Origin of the sequence: Micromonospora sp., from assembly GCF_048594385.1 — a bacterium.
GTDB lineage: Bacteria > Actinomycetota > Actinomycetes > Mycobacteriales > Micromonosporaceae > Micromonospora > Micromonospora wenchangensis.
The window spans coordinates 13,237-34,736 of record NZ_JBMDWU010000136.1; the positions used below are offsets into that span (position 1 = coordinate 13,237).

Consider the following 21,500-nt stretch of genomic DNA (forward strand, 5'->3'; position numbering starts at 1 on the left):
CCGCCGCCGGCCCGGCTCAGATGCTGGCGAGCGCCTCGGTCGGCGGCAGGGCGGCGGCCCGCATCGACGGGTAGACGCCGGCCACCACCCCCACCACCGCCGCACCGCCCAGCCCGGCCAGCGTCGAGGCGAGCGGGATCACCACCGGCCACTGGTGGTACGCGGCGTAGCCGGCGGTGACGGCCAGCCCGAGCAGCGTCCCGACGACCCCGCCCAGCGACGCCAGGGCCACCGACTCGGTGAGGAACTGGCCACGGATCTGCCCACGGTGGGCACCGAGCGCGCGTCGCAGACCGATCTCGGCCCGCCGTTCCAGCACCGAGATGACCATCGTGTTGGCCACCCCGATCCCACCCACCAGCAGCGCCACCGCGGCCAGGGCCAGAAACAGCGACGAGAAGGCGTTCTCGGTGGCGCGCTTCGCGGCCAGCGCGTCGGAGGGGCGGCTGACCAGCACGTCGGCCGGGCTCTGCGGGTTGACCGTCTCGGGCAGCACCGCCCGGACCTGCTCCACCGCCGGCTCCAACGACCGGACGTAGAGCACCGTGGGATGCCCGTCGAAACCCAGCTCGGACTGCGCGGCCGGCCAGCCGACCAGCACCGACCGGTCGATGTCCGGCAGCAGCGGGACGGCGGCCAGGATACCGACCACGGTGAACCACCGGTCGCCGATCATCACCTGCTGGCCGGGCCCGCCCCCGGCGGGCACGTCGCGTACGCCCAGCCGGGCCGCCGCGACCGCGCCGAGCACCACGGTGGGGAAGCGCGCCGTCGCCGGGGTGAGCCAGCTTCCGTGCTGGACCCGGGCGTTGATGATCGGGAGCAGGTCGAGCTGGCTGGCCAGCACCGTCAGGCCGGAGCCGTCGACGGGGTCGGTACGGTCGGAGCGGCGGACCAGCCGGTGGGTGTTGGCGACCGCGCTGACGCTGGTCACCGGGCCCACCCGCCGGACCATGGCGGTCGACTCCTTCGGCAGCAGCGCCGGTGGGTCCTGGTCGGGCAGCGCCCGCACCTCCAGCATGTTCGTGCCGAGCGCGGACAGTTCCCGCATCAGCTGGGCCTGGCTGGAGGCCGGAATGCCGGTCACCACGATCATCGTGGCGATCCCGATGGCGATACCGAGCGCCGACAGCGCGGCCCGGGTGCGCCGGGTACGGATGCCGAGCAGCCCCAGCCCGAGCAGGTCGGTCACGGCCAGCCGGACCGGCCTGGCGGCCTCGCGGGCCGTACCCGGATGCGCCCGGTGCGGCGTACCCCCGGTGGTGGGTGTGCTCATCGGGGCGTCACCACCCGGCCGGAGTCGGCGACCAGGTGGCCGTCGCGCAGCTCCACCCGGCGGGGCAGGCGGGCGGCGATGTCCCGGTCGTGGGTGATCACGGCGATGGTGGTGCCCTCGGCGTGCAGCCGGTACAGCAGCTCCAGGACGGCCTGGCCGGTACGGGTGTCCAGCGCGCCGGTGGGTTCGTCGGCGAGCAGCAGCGCGGGCTGATGGACCAGGGCGCGGGCGATCGCCACCCGCTGCCGTTCCCCGCCGGAGAGCTGGTGCGGCAGGTGGGTGACGCGGTGCGCCAGGCCGACCCGGTCCAGCGCGGCGAGGGCCAGCGGCCGGCGGTCCCGGCGGGGCACCCCGGCGTAGAGCAGGCCGGTGGCGACGTTCTCGGCGGCGGTGAGCCCGGCGGTGAGGTGGAACTGTTGGAAGACGAAGCCCAGCCAGCGCCCGCGCAGCGCGGACAGCTGCCGGTCGGAGAGCCCGGCGACGTCGAGGCCACCGAGGTGCACCGTGCCGGAGGTCGGCCGGTCCAGCGTGCCCATGATATGCAGCAGCGTCGACTTGCCGGAGCCGGACGGGCCGACGATGGCCAGCATCTCGCCCTCGGTGATGTCGAGCGAGACGCCGGCGAGGGCGGTGACCCCACCCGGGTAGCGCATGGCGGCGTCACGTACGGCCAGCACGGTCACGAGGCGGTCACCACCGCGAGGTCCTCGGTGATCCCGTCGCCGGAGACCTCGACCATGCCCTTGGCGAACATGCCGGTGGTGACGGCGACGAACCGTCCACCGTCGGCCAGTTGCAGCGCGTAGCCGCCCTCGCTGAGCGCCACCAGCGCGCCGACCGGTACGGCGAGGACACCCTCCCGGGTCTCGCCGGCCAGGTCGACCTGCACGTCGGCGGCGTCGATCCCTTTCAGGTCGTCGTCCACGGTCACCGTGACGGCCCGCTTCGGCGTGGCGGTCGGGCCGGCGTTGTCATCCTGGGTGACGGCGGTGGCGACCGCCGAGACGGTGCCGTCGACGGTCTTGTCGCCCGGCAGCGTCACCGTCACCCGGTCGCCCCGCTGGATGGTGCCGGCCTCGGCCGCCTCGGCCTGGACGGTGATCACCTTCGCGGTCGGGGTGACGGTCAACAGCGGCGTCTCGGCGGGGTCCCCGCGCAGCGCGGTGACGGCGTCGACCCGGACCGCGCCGGGCAGCACCGCCACGTCGCCGACGGCGATCCGGCCGGTCACCGGCAGTTCGGTGTCCTGCTGCCAGCGTTTGATGGCCCGCATCAGCGAGCCGGTCAGCACCCCCTCGCCCTTGCGGACGACGACCCGGGCCGGGGCGGCGGCCGTCGGCGTGGGTGCCGCCGCGCCCTGCCCGGAGGTGCCCCTGTCCTGCTCCGGTGCCGCCTGCTGACCGGTGGGCGGGGCGGAGGTGGCGGGCTTCACCGGTCGGGAGACCTTCTCCCCCGGTACGGGCTGGTAGCCGATCTCGTACCCCAACGCCTTGAGGTTGGTGGCGACGACCCGCACGTCGCGGCCGACCGTGCCGGGTTCGGCCAGGTCGCGGTAGAGCGGCAGGCCGCCGTAGAACAGCGGCACCGGCCGGTCGTCGATCCGGTAGAGCTGCTTGCCCCGGGTGACCGTCGCGCCGGCCGGCGGCAGCCAGGTGACCGTCCCGCTGCGGCCGCCCTTCACCGGTTCCGCCCGCCCGTACCCGAGGGTGCCGGTCAGCGACACGGTGGTGGCGAGGTCGGTCCGTACGACGGTGGTGGTCTGCACCGGGACCGGCGGGTTCCCGCCGGCCGTGGCCGGAGCACGGTGGACGGACCAGACGATCCCACTGGCGACGACCGCCACCACCAGGGTCAGCACGGCCGGGACGACGACGCGTCGACCGGTACGGCGCGGTGGGCTCTGCGCTGGTGACTGTTCTGTTGACACACCGCGAGCATGGCGACGGTTCTTCAGAAACCTGTCAGGTCCGCCGAATCCACACGGGTTCCTGACATCACGCCCCGACCGTGGGCAGCATGTCGCACACGTTCCTCACCATGGTCCGCTTCGCCGTACCGGCACTGGTGGTCGGTTGCCTGCTCGCCGGTTGTTCCGCCGCCCCGACCGACGACCGGGTCGACGGCTCACGGGTGGCCTCGGTGCAGAGCCCCACCACAGGCGCCACCGGTCGCGCCGACGTCGAGGACCGGCGTCCGCTGATCCCCCTCGACGCCACCAACGACGAGATCGAGGCCCTGCGGGCGGCCTGGGGACGGTGTGTGGCGAAGGAGGGCGGCCCCGGCTACGAGGACGGCCGCAGCGTGATCTGGAAGGAGAGCCAGAACGACCCGAAGGCGAAGCGGGTCCGGGCGGCGTGCCGGTCGACGGAGCCGGAGTTCTTCGAGGAGCGTCAGAAGCGTACGGACAACGCGGCGTTCCGCGACAACCAGCGCGAGTGGTACCAGTGCGCCAAGAAGGCCGGTTACCGGTTGACCACGCCGGACGAGGACGGCGAGTTCGGGATCACCGAGGTCGGCCCGAACGGTGACTTCCAGTCGCCCAAGATGACGGCGTGCCGGCTGGAGGCGTTCAGTAGGTGACCGGGGCGTCGGGCGGCCTACCAGCAGGATATCCACCGTTCGGCTGGTAATCGACAGCCCGTTCGGGTAGCGTCGGTCCAACAAATGGACTACATGACGCGGTGACCGTGCCCGTGATCGTGACCCTGCGACAGCGCGCAGCCCGTCCGCGTGCTCCGGCGTCAGTCGATGTGTCGCCTCCGATCAGCGGGCACCTGCGGAAGGTCCAGCATGCTCAGCACCTCCGAACCGACCCTCGACCCGACCAGCACCGCCGACGACCTGGTGGCCACGATGGCCGCCCTACCGGCCGACGATCCGCGTCGCCCGGCGCTGCGGGCCCGGGCCATCGAGGCGTGGCTGCCGCTCGCCCGGCACCTGGCCCGCCGCTACACCGGACGCGGCGTCCAGGACGACGACCTCACCCAGACCGCGGCGGTCGGGCTGATCAAGGCGGTCGACCACTTCGACCCGGCCCGGGGCGTCGCCTTCACCGGGTACGCCATCCCCACCGTCATCGGTGAGATCAAGCGGTACTTCCGGGACCGCACCTGGTCGGTGCGGGTTCCCCGCCGGCTCCAGGAGCTGCGCCTGGCGATCAGCGAGGCGAACGGCACCCTCGCCCACACGTTGGGGCGCTCGCCGACCGTCGCCGACATCGCCGGCTACCTCGACCTGTCCGAGGAGACCATCCTGGAGGGTCTGGAGGGGGCCCGCGCCTACCGGGCGACCTCGCTGTCCACCCCCATCGGCACCGACGGCGGCATGAAACTCGCCGACACCCTCGGCGCCGAGGACCACGACCTCGAACTCGTCGAGATCCACGTCGCCCTCGGCCCCGCCCTCGCCGCCCTGCCGGAACGCGAACGCCTGATCCTGACCCTGCGGTTCCACGGCAACCTGACCCAGTCGGAGATCGCCGACCGGGTCGGCATCTCCCAGATGCACGTCTCCCGGCTGATCACCCGGGCGCTGGCCACCCTGCGCGGCCGGCTCGCCGCCGGGTGAGTACGGCGGGCGACCACGGGTAATCCGCGCCATGGCGCGCTACACGAAACCCGAGCTGCGCGAGCAGCTCAAGGAGGAGATCCGGGCCGGCGACCGGGGCGGACGACCGGGGCAGTGGTCGGCGCGCAAGTCGCAACTGCTGACCCGCGAGTACCAGCAGCGCGGCGGCGGCTACCAGGGCCCGAGGGACGAGCGGCAGCAGTCCCTGCGCCGCTGGGGCGACCAGAAGTGGCGGACCAGGCAGGGCACCACCCGGGCCCGGCACGACGGTGAGACCGACAGGTACCTGCCCGACAAGGCGTGGAAGCAGCTCTCCCCGCAGCAGCAACGGGCCACCGACGCGCGCAAGCGCCGGGCGTCGGCCTCCGGCCGGCAGTACGTGGCCAACACCGGCCCGGCCAGACGCGCACGCCGCAACGTCACCTCGGGTGCTTCGCTGACCGAACTGACCGTGGCCGAGGCGACGAAGCACGTCCGCGATCTCGACACCGCCCAGCTGCGGGCCGCCCTGCGGGCCGAACGCCGGGGCAAGGGCCGTAGGACGCTGATCAGTCGGCTGGAGTCCGCGCTGGCCCGCCGCTGACCGGACCGGGTGGCGTGGTCCGGCCACGTCGGTGGGGCCACCGCCCGTACGGCGGACCGGGGCGGGACCGCCACCGCCCGGTCGCCGGGCCGGTCGCTCGTGAGGCGGCCGGCACCGGGAGTGCATATGCTCGACGCGTGGAGGACAGCGAGCAGATCGTGCTGGCCGAGATGCTGCAGTCGGCCGAGGACGCCGCGCCGGTCGAGGCGGTCGAGGCGGTCACCGGGGCGATCGCCACGGCGTTGAACGCACTCGGCGTCTCCCTGCTGATCGCCGACCTCAGCGGCCGGGCCCTGGTCCGGCTGACCCATCAGCCGGGTGTCGCCGGGCCGGGTCGCCTCCAGGGCGAGGAACTCGCCGAGGTGCTGCCCTTCGACGGCGGCCCCTACGAGCAGGCGGTCCGCCACCAGGTCCCCCGGGTGCTAGTCGGCGACGGCCGGTGGACGCTGCTCGCCCCGGTCACCGAACGCGGCGAGGTCATCGGTCTACTGGAGATCGACCTGCCCGACGAGCCGGACACCGAGGTGATCGACCGGGTCGCCCGTACGGCGCACGCGCTGGCGTTCGTGGTGATCGCCAACCGGCGGCACACCGACCTGTTCGAGTGGGGGCAGCGCAGCACCCCGTTCACCCTCTCCGCCGAGATCCAGCGTCGGCTGCTGCCCGCCTCGTTCACCTGCGAGGCCGGGGCGTTCGCCCTGTCCGGCTGGTTGGAACCGGCCGCCAGCGTCGGCGGGGACACCTTCGACTACAGCGTGGCCCGGGACGTGCTGCACGTCAGCGTCACCGACGCGATGGGGCACGGGGTCGCCAGCGCGCTGACCGCCACCCTGGGGGTGGGCAGCCTGCGCAACACCCGCCGCCGGGGGATGGGCCTCACCGGTCAGGCCGACGAGGCCAACCGCGCCATCGCCGCACACGCCAACGTCCGTGGCGCGTACGTGACGGCGGTGCTGGGCCGCATCGAGTTGTCCACCGGGCGCTGCGAGCTGCTCAACGCCGGGCACGTCCCGCCGATGCTGGTCCGCGACGGCCGGACCACGGTGCTGGAGCTGCCCGGCAACTTTCCGCTGGGCATGTTCCCCGAGGCGGGGTTCCGCAGCGGGGAGGTCGTCCTGCGGCCCGGTGACCGGCTGGTCGTGGTGACCGACGGGATGCGCGAACGCAACGCCGCCGATCTCGACCTGCCCGCCGCCCTGCACGACATCGCGTCTTTGCACCCCCGCGAGGCGGTCCGGGCACTGTCGGACGCGGTGCTGGCCACCGCCGGCCCCGAGCTGGCCGACGACGCCACCCTGATGATCATCGACTGGTACGGCGGCCACGGACCGCGCCGCAGCACCGCCGGTGCGGACACCGACCGGGCCAGCGCTCCGTCTTCCCGGTGAGGACGTTCACGCCGCCCGGGCCGCCGCCTCGGCGTCGCGCACCGTGTCGAAGACGGCGACGACCTGGTCGACCCCGGTGATCGACAACACCGTACGGACCGGCCGGCGTACCCCGGCCAACCCCAGCCAGCCGTTGCGTTCCCGCAGCTCACGGTAGGCGACCACCAGCGCGCCGAGGCCGCTGGAGTCCATGAAGCCGACGCCGGTCAGGTCGACCACCACCACCCGGGTGCCGCCCTCGATCACCTCGCGCAACCGTTCCCGCAGTTGGGGGGTGGTGCTCATGTCGAGGTCGCCGACGACTTCGACCACCGTGCCGGCCCCCTCCTGGCGGGTCGACAGCGTGAATTCCACCTGAGCCCCCTTCGTCACGTCCGGTGCGCGGTACGTCGTACCCACGGTGCCAGAAACCGAACCCAAGCGCTCGCAGACGTCCACCCGGTGTCCCGGTGTGTCCGGGCGCGGAGGGCGACTCGACGAGTGGCGCAAGGACCGGGGTGGCGCGTCCTACGACTGTCGTGACCTGCGTGAGCGCGCGGGAGCAATTGCGTACGGCTTGCCACGCAAACGCGTACATAACTCACATGGACGTCTTGACCAGCACCGCACGGTCGGTACGGTCCTTACTCACGCGACGCGTTTCTCCCGATGTGGACGTCGCGGCTGGTCTTCGATCGGAAGGCGACACATGACAACTCCCCCAACCACCAGGGCACGCCGGGGTCGACGGACCCTCGGCCTGATAACCGCGGGGCTGCTGCTGGCCGGTGCGCTCCCCGGCACCGCGTCGGCGGCGGACCCCGATCCGCGCGTCGGCCTCGGCGGCGGCTGGCTCGACGCACAGTCCGCGATCAGCAACCTGGAACACGTCGCGCACCGCGACAAGCCCGCCGGGTTCGTCGACCCGACGAACCCGGGCAACGGCGGGTACTACAACTCGGATCTCGCCTTCGGCGGCCGGTACGCCTTCCAGGGCAACTACAACGGGTTCACCATCGTCGACATCGCCGACCCGGCCGAGCCGACGCTGGTCACCAGCGTCGTGTGCCCCGGCGGGCAGGGTGACCTCTCGGTGCAGGGCAACCTGCTGTTCATGTCGGTCGAGGAGAGCCGGGGTCGGGTCGACTGCGGCACCAACCCCAACGTCGGCACCCGGTTCCAGGGGGTGCGGGTCTTCGACATCAGCGACGTCCGCAGCCCGGTGCAGGTGGCCGCCGTCCAGCTCTGCCGTGGCTCGCACACGCACTCCGTGGTGACCGACCCCCGCGACGCCGACAACGTCTACGTCTACGTCTCCGGCACCACCTCGGTCCGCCCGGCGACCACGATGGAGGGTTGCAACAACAACGCCGCCGACGGGGAGAACCCGTCGCGGTGGCGGATCGACGTCATCAAGGTGCCGGTGGCCGCGCCGCAGGACGCCGCCGTGGTCAACCAGCCGAGGCTGTTCCAGGACCCGGTCACCGATCGGGTCGATGGCCTCCAGAACGGCCCGGTCACGCCCCGGCACCCGTCCGGGTCGACCTGGTCGCCGACGCCGAACACCAACGCCTGCCACGACATCACCGCGTACCCGGAGATCGGGCTCGCGGCCGGCGCGTGCCAGGGCAACGGCATTCTGATCGACATCTCGGACCCGGCGAACCCGAAGCGGATCGACGAGGTCGCCGACCCGAACTTCGCGTACTGGCACTCGGCGACGTTCAACAACGACGGCACCAAGGTGATCTTCACCGACGAGTGGGGCGGTGGCAGCGGCGCACGCTGCCGCGACACCGACCAGCCACAGTGGGGCGCCAACGCCATCTTCGACATCGTCGACAGGAAGATGACCTTCGCCAGCTACTACAAGCTGCCGGTGCCGCAGTCGCTGCAGGAGAACTGCGTCGCGCACAACGGCTCGCTGATCCCGGTGCCCGGCCGCGACGTCATGATGCAGGCCTGGTACCAGGGTGGCATCTCGGTGTTCGACTTCACCGACTCGAAGAACCCGCGCGAGATCGCGTACTTCGACCGGGGCCCGGTCAACCCGAACGCACTCGTGCTGGGCGGCTTCTGGTCGGCGTACTGGTACAACGGCAACCTGTACGGAAACGAGATCGCCCGCGGCTTCGACGTGTTCGCACTGAAGCCCAGCGCCCACCTGTCGGCGGCCGAGATCGAGGCCGCCACCCAGGTGAAGCTGGCCGGGTTCAACGCCCAGGGGCAGCCGAAGATCAGTTGGACGCCGAGCTTCGCGCTCGTCCGCGCGTACCACGACCAGGGGGTACGGGCCGGCGCGATCGACCCGGCGTTGAGCGCGGAGGTCGACACGACCCTGAGCCGGGCCAGCGGGTTCGCCGCCGAGGGCAGGCGGTTCGCCGCCGAGGCGCAACTGCGCACGCTCGCCGACCGGCTGGACGCCGCAGCGTACGGGACGCTCCGCCAGGCCGTGGTGGACCTCGCGGACACCTTCAACCCCCGGGTCTCCGCCACGGTGGGCCCGGCCGAGCCGACCGGTAACAACGGTTGGTACACCGGTGCCGTCACGCTCACCCTGACCGGCCTGATCCCCGGCATGTGGACCGGCCAGTACTCCGTCGACGACGGCGTGACCTGGGTGGACGTGCCGGCCAGCGGCGTCGCCACGATCAGTGCCGAGGTCAGGGGTTCGGTGCGGTACCGGGCGGTCGACGCGGCCGGCAACACCTCCCGGCAGGGCAGCCAGTGGCTCAAGATCGACCGGACCGCTCCCGAGGTGCAGGTGTCCGGGCTGACCGACGGCACGGCGTACGGTGACTCCGGCACGGTGACGGTGGACTGGACGGTCACCGACACCGGCTCCGGGCCCGGCATCAACCCGGACAGCGCGCTGCTGGACGGCAAGCGGGTCGCCCGGGGGGCGACGGTCACCCTGTCCGGCCTCCCGCTGGGCAGCCACACCCTGACGGTGACCGCGAAGGACAAGGCCGGTAACACCACCAACCGGTCCGTCACGTTCACCACCACGACGTCCTTCGCCGACCTGCAGGCCCTCGTCGACGGTTACCGGTCCGCCGGCACCGTCAGCGCGGGCAACGCCGACAAGCTGACCACCAGCCTCGGCAAGGCCGGCGCGGCGGCCGGTAGCGGCCAGCCGGCGGAGGCGGTCACCCAGCTGACCGCCTTCCTCGACCAGGCCCGCGCGCTCAACGCCATCGGGGCGCGCAACCTGCTGGTCCGCGACGCCCAGGCGCTGATCGACCAGTTCGACAGGTGACCCGCCCGGCCCGACCGGGCCGACGGACCGCCTGAACCCGGGGCCTGCCCAGTGATGCTGGGCAGGCCCCGGCCGTTCCGGCACGGGCCGGCGACGGGGGCTGGACCGGCGACCGGGCCGGCGGGCCCTGGCCGGCGACCGGGCAGGGGCCGGCGGGCCCTGGTCGGCGACCGGGCACGGGCCGGCGACCGGGTCAGCCGAGCTTGGCCAGCATCTGCTGCATGCGCTGGATCTCGATGCCCTGGTCGGCGTTGACCTCCCGGGCGAACTGGTCGCTCGCCGGTTCCAGGCCACCGCCGGCGGCGTACAACTGCTCCACCATGGTCAGTGCGCCCTGGTGGTGGCGGATCATCGCGGTGAGGAAGAGCCTGTCGAACTCCGTACCGCGGGCCTGCTTGAGCTGGTCGAACTGGGCGGCGGTGAGCATCCCCGGCATGAGCGCGTCGTGTGCCGCCCCGTCGTGGCCGCCGGCGGCCGGCACGTTGCGCTCGGCGAGCCAGGCGCGCATCCGTGCCATCTCGTCGCCCTGCGACACCTCGATCCGCTTGGCCAGCAGCGTCACGTCCGGGCTGGTGGTGCGCCCGGCCAGCAGCGCGGTCATCGCCAGGGCCTGGGTGTGGTGGGGGATCATGCCCTGCACGAACCGGCTGTCGGCGGCGGTGAACCCGGGCGGTGAGACCTGCGACAGGTCGGTGCCGGACAGTTGCCGGCCCGGCTGCCCGGGTGCGCCGGGCTGCACCACCCGCGACGTCGGCGGTTGGTACGCCGGGTCGTCCCGGCCGGCCCAGACGGCGACGCCCACCGCCGTGCCGAGGACGGCCGTGGCGACCACACCGGAAACGACCACGCGACGGGGCAGCGGCACGGTTCACCTACCAGTCCTGGCTTGAGCTGCGCGGATTCCATGGGCATAGTGCCTCACCCCCGACCCCGGCGACCAGCCCACGAGCCGGTGGATTCGACCCACCTCCGGTCGACTTTTGCACAAGCATCGAAAAGTTTCACCGAATCGATCCAAAGTGCTAGTGTCTGCGATCAATCTTCGGTGTGATGCGTTCCATACCGAACCGCCAACGGGAGAAAGTGGCGCGGTCCCCCGGCCGGGCCCACCACCACTGGAGGCACCATGACCACCCCGCACCGGCGGCGCAGATCCGCGCTCGTGGCCGCCGGCACCGCCCTGGCGACCGCGCTCGCCACCGGGTCCGTCGCCCCGGCCACCGCCGCCCCCGCCGCCGACCTGCCACCCCAGGAACCCGGCGTCACTCTGCGCACGTACGACATGGGCACCCCGCTGTCGGCGCTGTGCACCCTCAAGCCCGCCCAGACGCCGAACGTCGACAAGCTGATGCCGCAGGTCAACTGGAGCAGCACCGACGACTTCGGGCTCGCCGACCGGTTCGTCAGCCACGTCACCGGCAACCTCGCCGCACCCGTCGACGGCGCCTACGCCTTCCGCCTCACCAGCGACGACGGCTCCCGACTGAGCATCGGCGACACGGTCGTCGTCGACCACGACGGACTGCACGGGGAAACCGCCAAGGAGGGGTCGGCCACCCTCACCGCCGGCCGGCACCCGCTGCGCATCGAGCACTTCGACGACGGCGGCGGCCAGGTGCTCCGGCTGGAATGGCGTCCGCCCGGCAGCAACGACTTCACCCTCGTGCCGAACTCCGCGCTGAGCACCGACGCCGGGGTGGTCCGGGTCACCGCGCCGGGCTGGAAGTACTGCGAGGGGGCCACCGACTCGGCCGGCGACGGCCTGCCGCTCGACCGGGTACACCCCGGCTACACCCTCACCGACCTGCGCCCCGACGGGTTCCGGCCGCAGGTCACCGGGATGGCGTTCCGGCCCGACGGCGCGCTGGTGCTGAGCACCTGGGGCGGCACCGACAACGCCACCGGCGAGGTCTGGGTGGCCACGGGCGCGACCGGCGCGACCGGCCCCGACCAGGTCACCTACCGCCGGTTCGCCGACGGGCTGCGCGAGCCGCAGGGCGTCGCCGTGGTCGACGGCACCGTCTACGTCAGCCAGAAGCACGAACTGACCGCGCTGCGCGACACCGACGGCGACGGCGTCGCCGACGACCGGCGTACGGTCGCCACCTGGCCGTGGGGCGGCAACTTCCACGAGTTCGCGTTCGGCCTGCTCTACCGGGACGGGTTCTTCCACCTCAACCTGTCGGTCGCGATCAACCAGGGCGGGGCCACCACCGTGCCGCAGCCCGCGCCGAACCGGGGCACCTCGATCAGGGTCAACGCCCGGACCGGCAAGATCACGTACGTGGCCGGCGGGCTGCGCACCCCGAACGGGATCGGCTGGGGGCCGCGCGGCGAGGTGCTCGTCACCGACAACCAGGGCGGCTGGCTGCCCGCGTCCAAGCTGGTCCAGATCCAGCAGGGGGCGTTCTTCAACCACTACACCACCCCCGACGGGCCGTACGACGACAAGCCGGTGACCCGGCCGATCGTCTGGCTCCCGCAGAACGAGATCGGCAACTCCCCGTCCAGCCCGGTGCTGTTGACGCAGGGCCCGTACGCCGGGCAACTCGTCGTCGGCGACGTCACCTACGGCGGCCTGCAACGGGTGTACCTCGACGAGGTAGAGGGGCAGTACCAGGGGGCGGTGTTCCGGCACACGCAGGGCCTGGAGGCCGGCGTCAACGAGGTCACCCTCGGCCCCGACGGGGCGCTCTACACCGGTGGCGTCGGAGCCGGCGGCAACTGGGGTCAGGAGGGCAAACTCAGCTACGGCCTCCAGAAACTCACCCCCAACGGCACCTCGACCTTCGAGGTCAAGCAGATGCGGGCCACCGCCAACGGATTCGACCTGGAGTACACCGAGCCGGTCTCGGCCGAGACCGCCGCCCGGCTCGCCGAGGCGTACCAGGTGACGCAGTGGCGCTACGGGGCGACCAGCCAGTACGGCGGCCCCAAGCTCGACCTGGAGAAACTCACCGTGACCCGGGCGGTGCTGGCGGCCAACGGGCGCACCGTCCGACTGCGGATTCCGGGCCTGAAGGAGAACCGGGTGGTGCACGTCCGCTCGCCGCGCCCGTTCTCCGCCGCCGACGGTGAGCAGCTGTGGAACACCGAGGCGTGGTACACGCTCAACGAGATCCCCGGCCGGGTAGCCCAGCCGCAGACCTTCTTCGAGGCCGAGGAGGGTCGTACCGTCGGCGTCGGCATGGCCACCGACCACGCCGCCTACTCCGGTGCCGGCTTCGCCGCCGGATTCGCCGACGACGGCGCGTCGACCCGGATCTCCGTCGACGTCCCCGAGGCCGGCAACCACGACCTGGCGATGCGCTACAGCAACGGCCCCAACCCGTTCTCCGGCCCGAAACAGCTCAGCCTGTACGTCAACGGCAAGCGGATCGGGCAGACCGTCTTCCCGTCCACCGTCACCTGGGAGGAGTGGGGCACCGTCACCAGCAGGGCGCACCTGCGGCGCGGGCGCAACATCGTCGAGTACCGCAAGGAGAGCGCCGACTCCGGGCACGTCAACCTCGACGTGCTCGCCGTCCGGCCGCGCGGGGAACGGATCACCCTGTTCGACGGCGGTGACCTCACCGAGTGGCAGCACACCGACGGACGCGAACCGGAGTGGACACTCGCCGGCAACACCATGACCGTACGCGGCGGCGACCTGCGTACCGTGCAGGCGTTCGGCGACTTCCGGCTGCACGTCGAGTTCAACCTGCCGCTCTACCCGCCGGAGGTGACCGGCCAGCAGCGGGCCAACAGCGGCGTCTACCTCCAGGACCGCTACGAGATCCAGGTGCTCGACTCGTTCGGCATCGACCCGCCACAGAACAACGACGCCGCCGCCATCTACACCCAGAAGGCGCCCGACGTGAACGCGGCCCGCCCGCCGCAGACCTGGCAGACGTACGACATCGAGTACCGCCAGGCCCGCTACGACGCGGCCGGCGTCAAGGTGGCGAACCCCCGAGTCACCGTGGTGTGGAACGGCGTCACCGTGCACGACGACGTGGAGATCCTCGGCCCGACCGGCGGCAGCCGGCCGGAGGGTCCGGCGGCCGGCGCGATCCGGCTCCAGGACCACGGCAACCCGGTCCAGTACCGCAGCATCTGGATCAAGCCGCTGGACGGGTGATCCCGCCGCCGGCAGGGATACGGCCGGGACCGCCGTGGCGGTCCCGGCCGCTTCGCGTCGCGGGTCGGCCGGCCGTCACCGTGCGTGGACCGCCCGAAGCTGCCGGGAGCCCCGCGTCGACGGTACCGTCCTGATCGGACAGTAGGAGAGGACGACCGAAGGGGCGAGCCATGACGTCGGCGTGGCCACCCGCTCCCATCGGGATCGATGCCGACCGCTGGGTGACCCGGTCGGGCTGCCACACGGTGCTCGTCGTGACCCACACCCTCGCGAGCTGCCACCGGTTGCTCGACGTCATCGGGTACGTCGAGAGCGACCCCCGGGTGCAGGTGGTCTTCACCATCGCCCCGGACGTCTTCAACCACCGGGTGGAACAGCTCCTCGACGGGCTCGGCGCGCTCGTCCTGCCCTGGCAGCAGGCCGTCCGGGAACGCTTCGACCTCGGCCTCGCCGCCGCCCACGGCGGACTGCACCAACTCCACGCGCCCCTGCTGCTGCTGGCCCACGGAGCCGGGCGCAGCAAGCGGGTGCGTTCCGGCCCGACCGCTGGACCGGCACCCGCCGACCGCCCCGTCTACGGTCTCGACGCGCAACGGCTCACCCACGACGGACGGGTGCTCCCGGCGGCTCTCGCCCTCTCCCACGATTACGAGGTGGAGGTGCTGCGACGGCAGTGCCCGCAGGCGCTCGGGACGGCGGTGGTCGTCGGTGACCCCTGCGTCGACCGGCTCGTCGCCAGCCTGCCCCGCCGCCCGGACTACCGGCGGGCCATGGGGCTGGACGAAAACCAGGAACTCGTGGTGGTCGCCTCCACCTGGGGCCCGGACGGCAGCTTCGGACGTTGGCCCGACCTGCTACCGCAGGTGATGGCACAGCTCCCGGCCGAGCGCTACCGGGTCGCCGCGCTGCTGCACCCGGCGATCTGGGCCGCCCACGGGCACCGCCAGATCCGCGCCTGGCTCCGGAGCTGCCTCGACGCCGGGCTGCTGCTGCCCGGACCGACCGAGGACTGGCGGGCCCCGGTGGTCGCCGCCGACCACGTCATCGGTGACCACGGCTCCGTCACCGCCTACGCCGCCGCCGTCGGACGTCGGACCCTGGTGCTCCCCGCCCCGGGGCCGACGCCCGCCCCCGGTACGCCGCAACATCTGCTCGCCCTCCACGCGCCCCGGCTGGACCCGCACCGGCCGCTGCTGCCCCAGCTCGCTCTCACCGGCGGGATCGACCCGGCAGCGGTGCTGGGCGCGTTGACCGCCCGCCCGGGCGACGCCGCGATGCTGCTACGGCGCACCATGTACCGCCTGCTCCAGCTCACCGAGCCCGACCGGCCCCAGCGGACCGACCCGGTGCCGGTGCCCCGCCCGAGCGACCGGGACACCGACCCGGCCGGGTGACCCCGTCGTCCGGTTGCCGGGCCAGCCGGCCACCGCCCCACGCCACGGCCGCTCACCCCTCCCGCGCCGGGTCCCCGGGCAGCTGGGGCAGTGGGGTACGCGGCGGACGCCACTCCAGCAGCAGCGACGTCGCGTCGTCGTCGAGCTGCCCCTCCTGGTAGGCAACCACCGCGCGCACCAACCGGCGCATCGTCTCCGGGGTGGCCAACTGGTCGTTGAGGGCCCGGTTGACGAAGTCGACGAGCCGCTTCAACCCGAACCGCTCCCCGTCGCCGCCCCGCGCGTCGGTGATGCCGTCGGTGTAGGCGAGGATGCGGTCCCCGGGGTGCAGCTCCTCCTCGTACACCTCGGGGCGCTGGGTCGTCAGGTGGCCCAGGCCGAGCGGGAGCGCGGTCGGGCCCGGCAGCTCCCGGATCGCCTTGCCGTCGCGCAGCAGCAGTGCGCCCGGGTGACCGGCGTTGATCACCCGGAGCCGGCCGGTGCTCGGCTCCAGCTCGATGAGGAGCGCCGTGGCGAACATGTGCGGGTGCTCCGAACGTACCCATTTGTCGATGCTGAGGGCCGTGTCGACCAGGTCGAGGCCGCACCGGCGGGCGTTGCGGTAGGCGCTGACCACCAGTGAGGCCAGGGTGCTCGCCCGGATGCCGTGCCCGCAGGTGTCGAACAGCCCGACGCTGAGCACATCGCCGTTGAGCGCGTAGTCGAAGATGTCGCCGCCGACGTCGTAGCACGGTTCGAGGATGGTGGTGAGCACCATCTCGTCGGTGGCGAAGGTCAACGGCGGCAGCAGACCCCAGACGATCTCGGCGGCGACCTGCATCGGCAGCCGCCGCCGCAGCCGCTCGACGACGTCGCCGTACGGCCGACGGTTCACCACCAGTTGACCGACGCAGGTCGCCAGCTCCCAGGCCGGCCCCTCGATGGCACGCTCCCCGGCAGCCGGCGAGACGATCTCCAGCACGCCCATCCGCTCGCACCCGACGAGCAGCGGCACCCAGACCCGGTCCGGGCTGTCGGCGGCGCGTTGCACGTCGAGAGCGGTGAAGGCCCGGCCGGCCAGGGTCGTCTCGATCGACAACTCACCCCGGTCGAGACCGGCACCGAGCAACGGTACGAGACTGGCCTGCTGGTAGTCCGCCAGGTAGATCACGATCTCGGTGGCGTCCATGGCTGGCGCGACCTGGTTCACCAGCATCGGCAGGTCGTCCGGCCCACCGCGGGGTGCGGCGAGTTGGAGCCAACGCACCGCGTCACCCGCGTCGAGCAACCTGAACCTCCCCCACGTCTCCCCCACCGTAGGAGGCGCACGGGAAACCCGCCACCACCTGATTCGGGGGCACGGCGGACAGGAAGAATGACGGTGGCGGACATCTCCGTTCCGCGCGAACCGAGGAGGCAGGGTCGTGGTCGTCGCAGGGCTCGTCCTGGCCGGCATCGCCGGCCTCATCCACGTCTACATCTTCTACCTGGAGTCGGTCGTCTGGACCACCGCCCGCGCCCGCGCGGTCTTCGGCACCAGCCGCGAGGAGGCGGAGGCGACCCGGCAGCTCGCCTTCAACCAGGGCTTCTACAACCTCTTCCTGGCGGTTGCGATCGTCGTCGGCATCGTCGCCTACGCCGTGGGCGCGCACACCGTCGGCGCGACCCTGGTCTTCGTCGGCGCCGGGTCGATGGTCGCCGCCGGGCTGGTGCTGCTGGTCTCGGCACCGTCGAAGGCCAGCGCCGCACTCAAGCAGCTCGTCCCCCCGCTCCTCGCCGTCGTCGCCCTGGCGATCGGCCTCAGCCTCGGATAGGGGACAGCGACGCTCGGTGATGTCTTCGTACGATGCTGCCTTCGCTACGGCTGACAGGAGCTTTCCATGTCCCCTGCACGCCCACGGTGGGCCGCCGCCGTCCTCGGCGGCGTCGCCCTCCTGATCACCGGCTGCGGTGGGAGCGATCCGGCGGCACCTTCTCCGTCGAGTGGGACGCCGACGACCGTGACCAGCACCACCCCGGCCGCCTCGACCCCGACCACCGCCGCACCGGACCTGCCGACGTTGCAGAAGCAGGCGACCGCCGCGCTGATCGCCCCGGGTGGCCTGGTGGCCGTCGGAGGTGCGCGTAAGCCTTCGGAAGACGAGAAGGAGACCTTCTGGGTGACCGACGTGTGCGACCGGAACATCGCGGCCAACGCCGGCCCGGTGCACGCCAGCCACTCCCGCACCTGGTCTACCGACGGTCTGTGGGTGCGTAACACGACCCACGCCTACACCGTCCCCGGCACGGCCGTGCTGGCCCAGGTGAAGGAGGCCGTCGGCAGTTGCAAGAAGTACAAGTCGCAGGACGAGTCGATCGCCATTTTCGGGCCGGCGACCCTGCCGCGCTACCCGGGTACCGAGGCCCGCTACGGGTACTGCTACCGCACGGAGCGGGCCAGTGGGACGGACTTCGTCGCCTGCGACGCCTTCCTCGCCCGGGGCAACCTGGTGTCGTCCGTGATGGTGATCCGGGGGGCGAGCCGCAAGAGCAACACCGACGGTCTGGTGGTCGTCGGGGCGGTGGCGGCCGAGGCACTCGGCCGGGGCGCGGCCTGAGAGCGGCGCGGCCGTTCAGGGGCGGTAGCGGTAGCCCATGCCCGGCTCGGTGATCAGGTGCCGGGGCCGGGCCGGGTCGTCCTCCAGCTTGCGCCGCAACTGCGCCAGGTACTGCCGCAGGTAGTTGGTCTCCTGCTGGTATTCCGGCCCCCACACCTCGTGCAGGAGCTGACGTTGGCTGATCAGCTTCCCGGGGTGGCGCAGCAGCCGTTCCAGCACCGCCCACTGGGTGGGGGTGAGCCGGATCTCGGTGCCGTCGTCCCGGGTGACGGTGCGGGTGGCGAGGTCGACGGTGTGCCGGCCCACCCGGGCGGTGGCCGTCGCGTCGACGGGTGAGCTGGCGAGGCGGCGGGTGACGGCGCGGATGCGGGCGAGGAGTTCGTCCACCCCGAACGGCTTGGTGACGTAGTCGTCGGCACCGGCGTCGAGGGCGGCGACCTTGTCCGCGCTGCCGGCCCGCCCGGAGAGCACGATGACCGGGATCGTGGTCCAGCCACGCAGGCCCCGGATGACCTCCACGCCGTCGAGGTCGGGCAGGCCGAGGTCGAGCACCACCAGGTCCGGCGGGTGGCCGGCGGCGGCCTTCAGCGCGGCCGTGCCGGTTTCGGCGACCTCGACGTCGTACCCCCGGGCACGCAGGTTGATCCGCAGCGCGCGGAGGATCTGTGGTTCGTCGTCGACGACCAGGATGCGGGTCACCGGTCCGGCCTCTCGTCGGCGGCGGGTAGCCGCAGCACCATGGTCAGCCCCCCACCGGGGGTGGTCTCCGGGGTGATGCTGCCACCCATCGCCTCGGCCCGCCCCCGGGCCAGCGCGAGCCCGAGCCCCACCCCGGTCTGGTTGTCCCGGTCGCCGAGGCGCTGGAACGGCAGGAAGACGTGCTCCCATCGGTCCTCGGGGATGCCGGGCCCGGTGTCGATGACCCGCAGCTCCACCTGCCCGGCGTGGGCGCTGGCGGTGATCGTGGGGGGCCGGCCGACCGGGCTGTGCCGCAGCGCGTTGGCGACGACGTTGACCAGCACCCGTTCCAGCAGGCCCGGGTCGGCGTCGACCGCCGGCAGGTCGGCCGGGATGTCGGTGCGCACCCCGGCGGCGGCCGGCCCCAACTCGTCCAGGGCCAGCGGTACGGCGTCCTCCAGGCCGATCGCGGTGCGGGTGACGCCCAGCGCGCCGGCCTGCAACCGGCTCATGTCGAGCAGGTTCGCCACCAGCCGGCCGAGCCGGTCCAGTGACTCGTCGGCGGTGGCGAGCAGTTCGGCCCGGTCCTCCGGGTCGAACTCGACATCCGGGCTGCGCAGGCTGCTCACCGCCGCCTTCGCCGACGCCAGCGGCGTACGCAGGTCGTGGCTGACGGCGGCGAGCAGCGCGGTGCGCAACCGGTCGGCCTCGGCGAGCGGCCGGGCGGTGGCCGCCTCCTCGGCGAGCCGTTCCTGACGCAGCGCGACGGCGGCCTGCGCGGCGAACGCCTCGACGATGCGCCGGTCGGCTGCCTCCAGCCGACGGCCGCTCAGCACCACGGTCAGCCGCTCGTCGACCGGCACCGTGGTCTCCCCCGCGCCGGGGCTGCCGGCCGGGTCCACCCCGACGCTGGCGACCCGACGCCACACGCCCTCCTCGTGGGCCCGGCCGGGCCGCCCCTGGGCATCGGGGGCGAGTTCGAGCACGCTGACCGCGCGCAGCGCGAAGGTCTCCCGCAGCCGGTCCAGCAGCGCCGGCAGCGGTCGCTCGCCGCGCAGCACGCTGCCGGCGACGGTGGCCAGGGTCTGCGCGTCGGCGGCGGCGCGGGCCGCTTCCCGGGTACGCCGGGCCGCCACGTCCACCACCCCGCTCACCGCGACCGCCACCGCGACGAAGACGCCCAGCGCGAGCAGGTTGTCCGCCTCGGCGATGGTCAGCGTGCGGTACGGCGGGGTGAAGAACCAGTTCAGCAGCAGCGATCCGCCCAGCGCGGCGACCAGCGCCGGCCACAGCCCACCGACCAGCGCCACCCCGACCACCCCGGCCAGGAAGATCAGGATGTCGTTGGTCAGGGTGAGATCCGGCAGCACCGACAGCAGCAGGGTGAGCAGCGGCAGGCCCAGCCCGGCGAGCGCGAACCCGAGCAGTCGACGTCGCCGGGACAGCGCCGCCGGCACCGCCGCCCCGCGCCGGCCCCGCCCGGCCTGCGGGTGGGTCACCAGGTGCACGTCGATCGCCCCGGAGCGGGCCGTGGTGGTGACGCCGACGCCCCGGGCGAACAGGTGGGCGAACCGGCCGCGCCGGCTGGCCCCGAGCACCAGTTGGGTGGCGTTGACCCCCCGGGCGAAGTCGAGCAGGGCGGCCGGGACGTCCGCGCCGAGCACCTGGTGGTAGCTGCCGCCGAGGCTCTCCACCAGGACCCGCTGCCGGGCGAGCTGGGCCGGGTCCGCCCCGGCCAGCCCGTCGTTGCGGGCCACGTGCACGGCGAGCAGGTCGGCGCCCTTGCTCCGGGCGGCGATCCGGGCCGCCCGGCGGATCAGCGTCTCCCCCTCCGGGCCGCCGGTGAGGGCGACGACGACCCGTTCCCGGGCCTCCCAGGTGGCGGAGATGCCCTGCTGGGCCCGGTACCGGTCGAGCTGGTCGTCGACCTTGTCGGCCAGCCAGAGCAGAGCCAGCTCACGCAGCGCGGTGAGGTTGCCGACCCGGAAGTAGTTGCCCAGCGCGGCGTCGATCCGGTCGGGCCGGTAGATGTTGCCGTGCGCCATCCGCCGGCGCAGCGCCTCCGGGGTCATGTCGACCAGTTCGACCTGCTCGGCGGCGCGGACCACGGCGTCCGGGACGGTCTCCCGCTGGGTGGTGCCGGTGATCCGGGCGACCACGTCGTTGAGCGACTCCAGGTGCTGCACGTTGACCGTCGACAGCACCGAGATGCCCGCGTCGAGCAGTTCCTGGACGTCCTGCCAGCGCTTCTGGTGCCGGGAGCCGGGCACGTTGGTGTGGGCCAGTTCGTCGACCACGACCAGCTCCGGGCGGCGGGCCAGCACGGCGTCGAGGTCCAGCTCGGTGAGGTCGGTTCCCCGGTAGCGCAGCGGGCGGCGGGGCAGCACCTCCAGGTCGCCGATCATCGCGGCGGTCTGCGGCCGGCCGTGCGTCTCCACCAGGCCGACCACCACGTCGGTGCCCCGCCCGGCCCGCCGCCGGGCCTCCTCCAGCATCGCGTACGTCTTGCCGACGCCGGGGGCGGCACCCAGGTAGATGCGCAGTTCACCTCGTGGCACGCGTCCATCCTCCCGCTGTGCGTACCGCCCCGGGGCGCGACCGCCGGGGCGGCACCCCCGGCGGGGGTGGCGGCCGCGGGGGTCTCTGGGGGGGGAGGGTACCGTGCAGGGCCCGGGTGTGT

Annotated in this window: 17 protein-coding genes; 9 read left to right on the top strand and 8 right to left on the bottom strand. The window is 72.9% G+C overall.

Annotated elements, in window-relative coordinates:
* Positions 1–16: 16 nt before the first annotated feature.
* From ACOJTC_RS06650 to ACOJTC_RS06660, 3 genes are read right to left on the bottom strand one after another with little or no spacing between them, the layout of a single operon-like run.
* Complete coding sequence (locus ACOJTC_RS06650) at positions 17–1,276, bottom strand: ABC transporter permease (RefSeq protein ID WP_420116173.1); 1,260 nt, start codon at positions 1,274–1,276, stop codon at positions 17–19.
* Complete coding sequence (locus ACOJTC_RS06655) at positions 1,273–1,929, bottom strand: ABC transporter ATP-binding protein (protein WP_088643779.1); 657 nt, start codon at positions 1,927–1,929, stop codon at positions 1,273–1,275. The genes ACOJTC_RS06650 and ACOJTC_RS06655 overlap by 4 nt, the downstream gene beginning before the upstream one ends.
* A 26-nt stretch (positions 1,930–1,955) precedes the next feature.
* Positions 1,956–3,203 carry a hypothetical protein gene (locus ACOJTC_RS06660; protein ID WP_420116174.1) on the bottom strand — a complete coding sequence of 416 codons (1,248 nt, stop codon included), beginning with the start codon at positions 3,201–3,203 and terminating at the stop codon, positions 1,956–1,958.
* An 89-nt stretch (positions 3,204–3,292) separates the two neighbouring features.
* Between ACOJTC_RS06660 and ACOJTC_RS06665 the strand changes: the two genes are divergently transcribed.
* The 4 genes from ACOJTC_RS06665 to ACOJTC_RS06680 all read left to right on the top strand — a co-directional run bounded on the left by ACOJTC_RS06665 (position 3,293) and on the right by ACOJTC_RS06680 (position 6,814).
* Positions 3,293–3,856: a hypothetical protein gene (locus ACOJTC_RS06665; RefSeq protein WP_420116175.1), complete on the top strand. Its 564-nt coding sequence runs from the start codon at positions 3,293–3,295 to the stop codon at positions 3,854–3,856.
* Positions 3,857–4,066: 210 nt separating this feature from the next.
* Positions 4,067–4,843 (top strand): SigB/SigF/SigG family RNA polymerase sigma factor, encoded by a 777-nt coding sequence (locus ACOJTC_RS06670; protein ID WP_420116176.1) that lies wholly within the window; start codon positions 4,067–4,069, stop codon positions 4,841–4,843.
* Between the two features lie 31 nt (positions 4,844–4,874).
* Positions 4,875–5,426: a hypothetical protein gene (locus ACOJTC_RS06675; RefSeq protein ID WP_420116177.1), complete on the top strand. Its 552-nt coding sequence runs from the start codon at positions 4,875–4,877 to the stop codon at positions 5,424–5,426.
* 137 nt (positions 5,427–5,563) lie between these two features.
* Positions 5,564–6,814, top strand: a complete 1,251-nt coding sequence (locus tag ACOJTC_RS06680) for a PP2C family protein-serine/threonine phosphatase (protein ID WP_420116178.1) — start codon at positions 5,564–5,566, stop codon at positions 6,812–6,814.
* Between the two features lie 6 nt (positions 6,815–6,820).
* Here the strand turns inward: ACOJTC_RS06680 and ACOJTC_RS06685 are convergent, their stop codons facing one another.
* A complete protein-coding gene (locus ACOJTC_RS06685; RefSeq protein ID WP_420116179.1) occupies positions 6,821–7,168 on the bottom strand; it encodes an STAS domain-containing protein in 348 nt (115 codons plus the stop codon).
* Positions 7,169–7,502: 334 nt separating this feature from the next.
* On the opposite strand from ACOJTC_RS06685, the gene ACOJTC_RS06690 reads away from it, so the two are divergent.
* Positions 7,503–10,052, top strand: a complete 2,550-nt coding sequence (locus ACOJTC_RS06690; RefSeq protein WP_420116180.1) for an FIMAH domain-containing protein — start codon at positions 7,503–7,505, stop codon at positions 10,050–10,052.
* Positions 10,053–10,245: 193 nt separating this feature from the next.
* Here the strand turns inward: ACOJTC_RS06690 and ACOJTC_RS06695 are convergent, their stop codons facing one another.
* Positions 10,246–10,917, bottom strand: a complete 672-nt coding sequence (locus tag ACOJTC_RS06695; protein ID WP_420116181.1) for a DUF305 domain-containing protein — start codon at positions 10,915–10,917, stop codon at positions 10,246–10,248.
* Between the two features lie 261 nt (positions 10,918–11,178).
* Here ACOJTC_RS06695 and ACOJTC_RS06700 point away from each other — a divergent pair, with 261 nt between their 5' ends.
* Together ACOJTC_RS06700 and ACOJTC_RS06705 are read left to right on the top strand one after the other, a co-directional pair.
* On the top strand, positions 11,179–14,172 hold the full coding sequence (locus ACOJTC_RS06700; RefSeq protein ID WP_420116182.1) for a family 16 glycoside hydrolase: 2,994 nt from the start codon (positions 11,179–11,181) through the stop codon (positions 14,170–14,172).
* 254 nt (positions 14,173–14,426) lie between these two features.
* The gene (locus tag ACOJTC_RS06705; protein ID WP_420116183.1) at positions 14,427–15,566 is read left to right on the top strand and encodes a hypothetical protein; all 1,140 of its coding nucleotides are present in this window, start codon (positions 14,427–14,429) and stop codon (positions 15,564–15,566) included.
* Positions 15,567–15,618: 52 nt separating this feature from the next.
* Here ACOJTC_RS06705 and ACOJTC_RS06710 read toward each other — a convergent pair whose 3' ends face one another.
* Entirely contained in the window at positions 15,619–16,833 is a 1,215-nt protein-coding gene (locus tag ACOJTC_RS06710; RefSeq protein WP_420116184.1) for a PP2C family protein-serine/threonine phosphatase, read from the bottom strand.
* A gap of 136 nt (positions 16,834–16,969) precedes the next feature.
* Here ACOJTC_RS06710 and ACOJTC_RS06715 point away from each other — a divergent pair, with 136 nt between their 5' ends.
* Together ACOJTC_RS06715 and ACOJTC_RS06720 are read left to right on the top strand one after the other, a co-directional pair.
* Positions 16,970–17,359, top strand: a complete 390-nt coding sequence (locus ACOJTC_RS06715; protein WP_420116185.1) for a DUF1304 domain-containing protein — start codon at positions 16,970–16,972, stop codon at positions 17,357–17,359.
* A 66-nt stretch (positions 17,360–17,425) separates the two neighbouring features.
* Complete coding sequence (locus ACOJTC_RS06720) at positions 17,426–18,142, top strand: hypothetical protein (RefSeq protein ID WP_420116186.1); 717 nt, start codon at positions 17,426–17,428, stop codon at positions 18,140–18,142.
* 15 nt (positions 18,143–18,157) lie between these two features.
* Here ACOJTC_RS06720 and ACOJTC_RS06725 read toward each other — a convergent pair whose 3' ends face one another.
* A complete protein-coding gene (locus tag ACOJTC_RS06725; protein ID WP_357934015.1) occupies positions 18,158–18,841 on the bottom strand; it encodes a response regulator in 684 nt (227 codons plus the stop codon).
* Positions 18,838–21,378 (bottom strand): DUF4118 domain-containing protein, encoded by a 2,541-nt coding sequence (locus tag ACOJTC_RS06730; RefSeq protein WP_420116187.1) that lies wholly within the window; start codon positions 21,376–21,378, stop codon positions 18,838–18,840. The genes ACOJTC_RS06725 and ACOJTC_RS06730 overlap by 4 nt, the downstream gene beginning before the upstream one ends.
* Positions 21,379–21,500 lie beyond the last annotated feature (122 nt).

Bases quoted from the DNA above. Each gene is read 5' to 3' on its own strand.
- ACOJTC_RS06655 (WP_088643779.1), bottom strand. From the start codon at position 1,929: ATGCGCTACCCGGGTGGGGTCACCGCCCTCGCCGGCGTCTCGCTCGAC.
- ACOJTC_RS06675 (WP_420116177.1), top strand. From the start codon at position 4,875: ATGGCGCGCTACACGAAACCCGAGCTGCGCGAGCAGCTCAAGGAGGAG.
- ACOJTC_RS06700 (WP_420116182.1), top strand. From the start codon at position 11,179: ATGACCACCCCGCACCGGCGGCGCAGATCCGCGCTCGTGGCCGCCGGC.
- ACOJTC_RS06665 (WP_420116175.1), top strand. From the start codon at position 3,293: ATGTCGCACACGTTCCTCACCATGGTCCGCTTCGCCGTACCGGCACTG.
- ACOJTC_RS06650 (WP_420116173.1), bottom strand. From the start codon at position 1,276: ATGAGCACACCCACCACCGGGGGTACGCCGCACCGGGCGCATCCGGGT.
- ACOJTC_RS06720 (WP_420116186.1), top strand. From the start codon at position 17,426: ATGTCCCCTGCACGCCCACGGTGGGCCGCCGCCGTCCTCGGCGGCGTC.
- ACOJTC_RS06670 (WP_420116176.1), top strand. From the start codon at position 4,067: ATGCTCAGCACCTCCGAACCGACCCTCGACCCGACCAGCACCGCCGAC.
- ACOJTC_RS06690 (WP_420116180.1), top strand. From the start codon at position 7,503: ATGACAACTCCCCCAACCACCAGGGCACGCCGGGGTCGACGGACCCTC.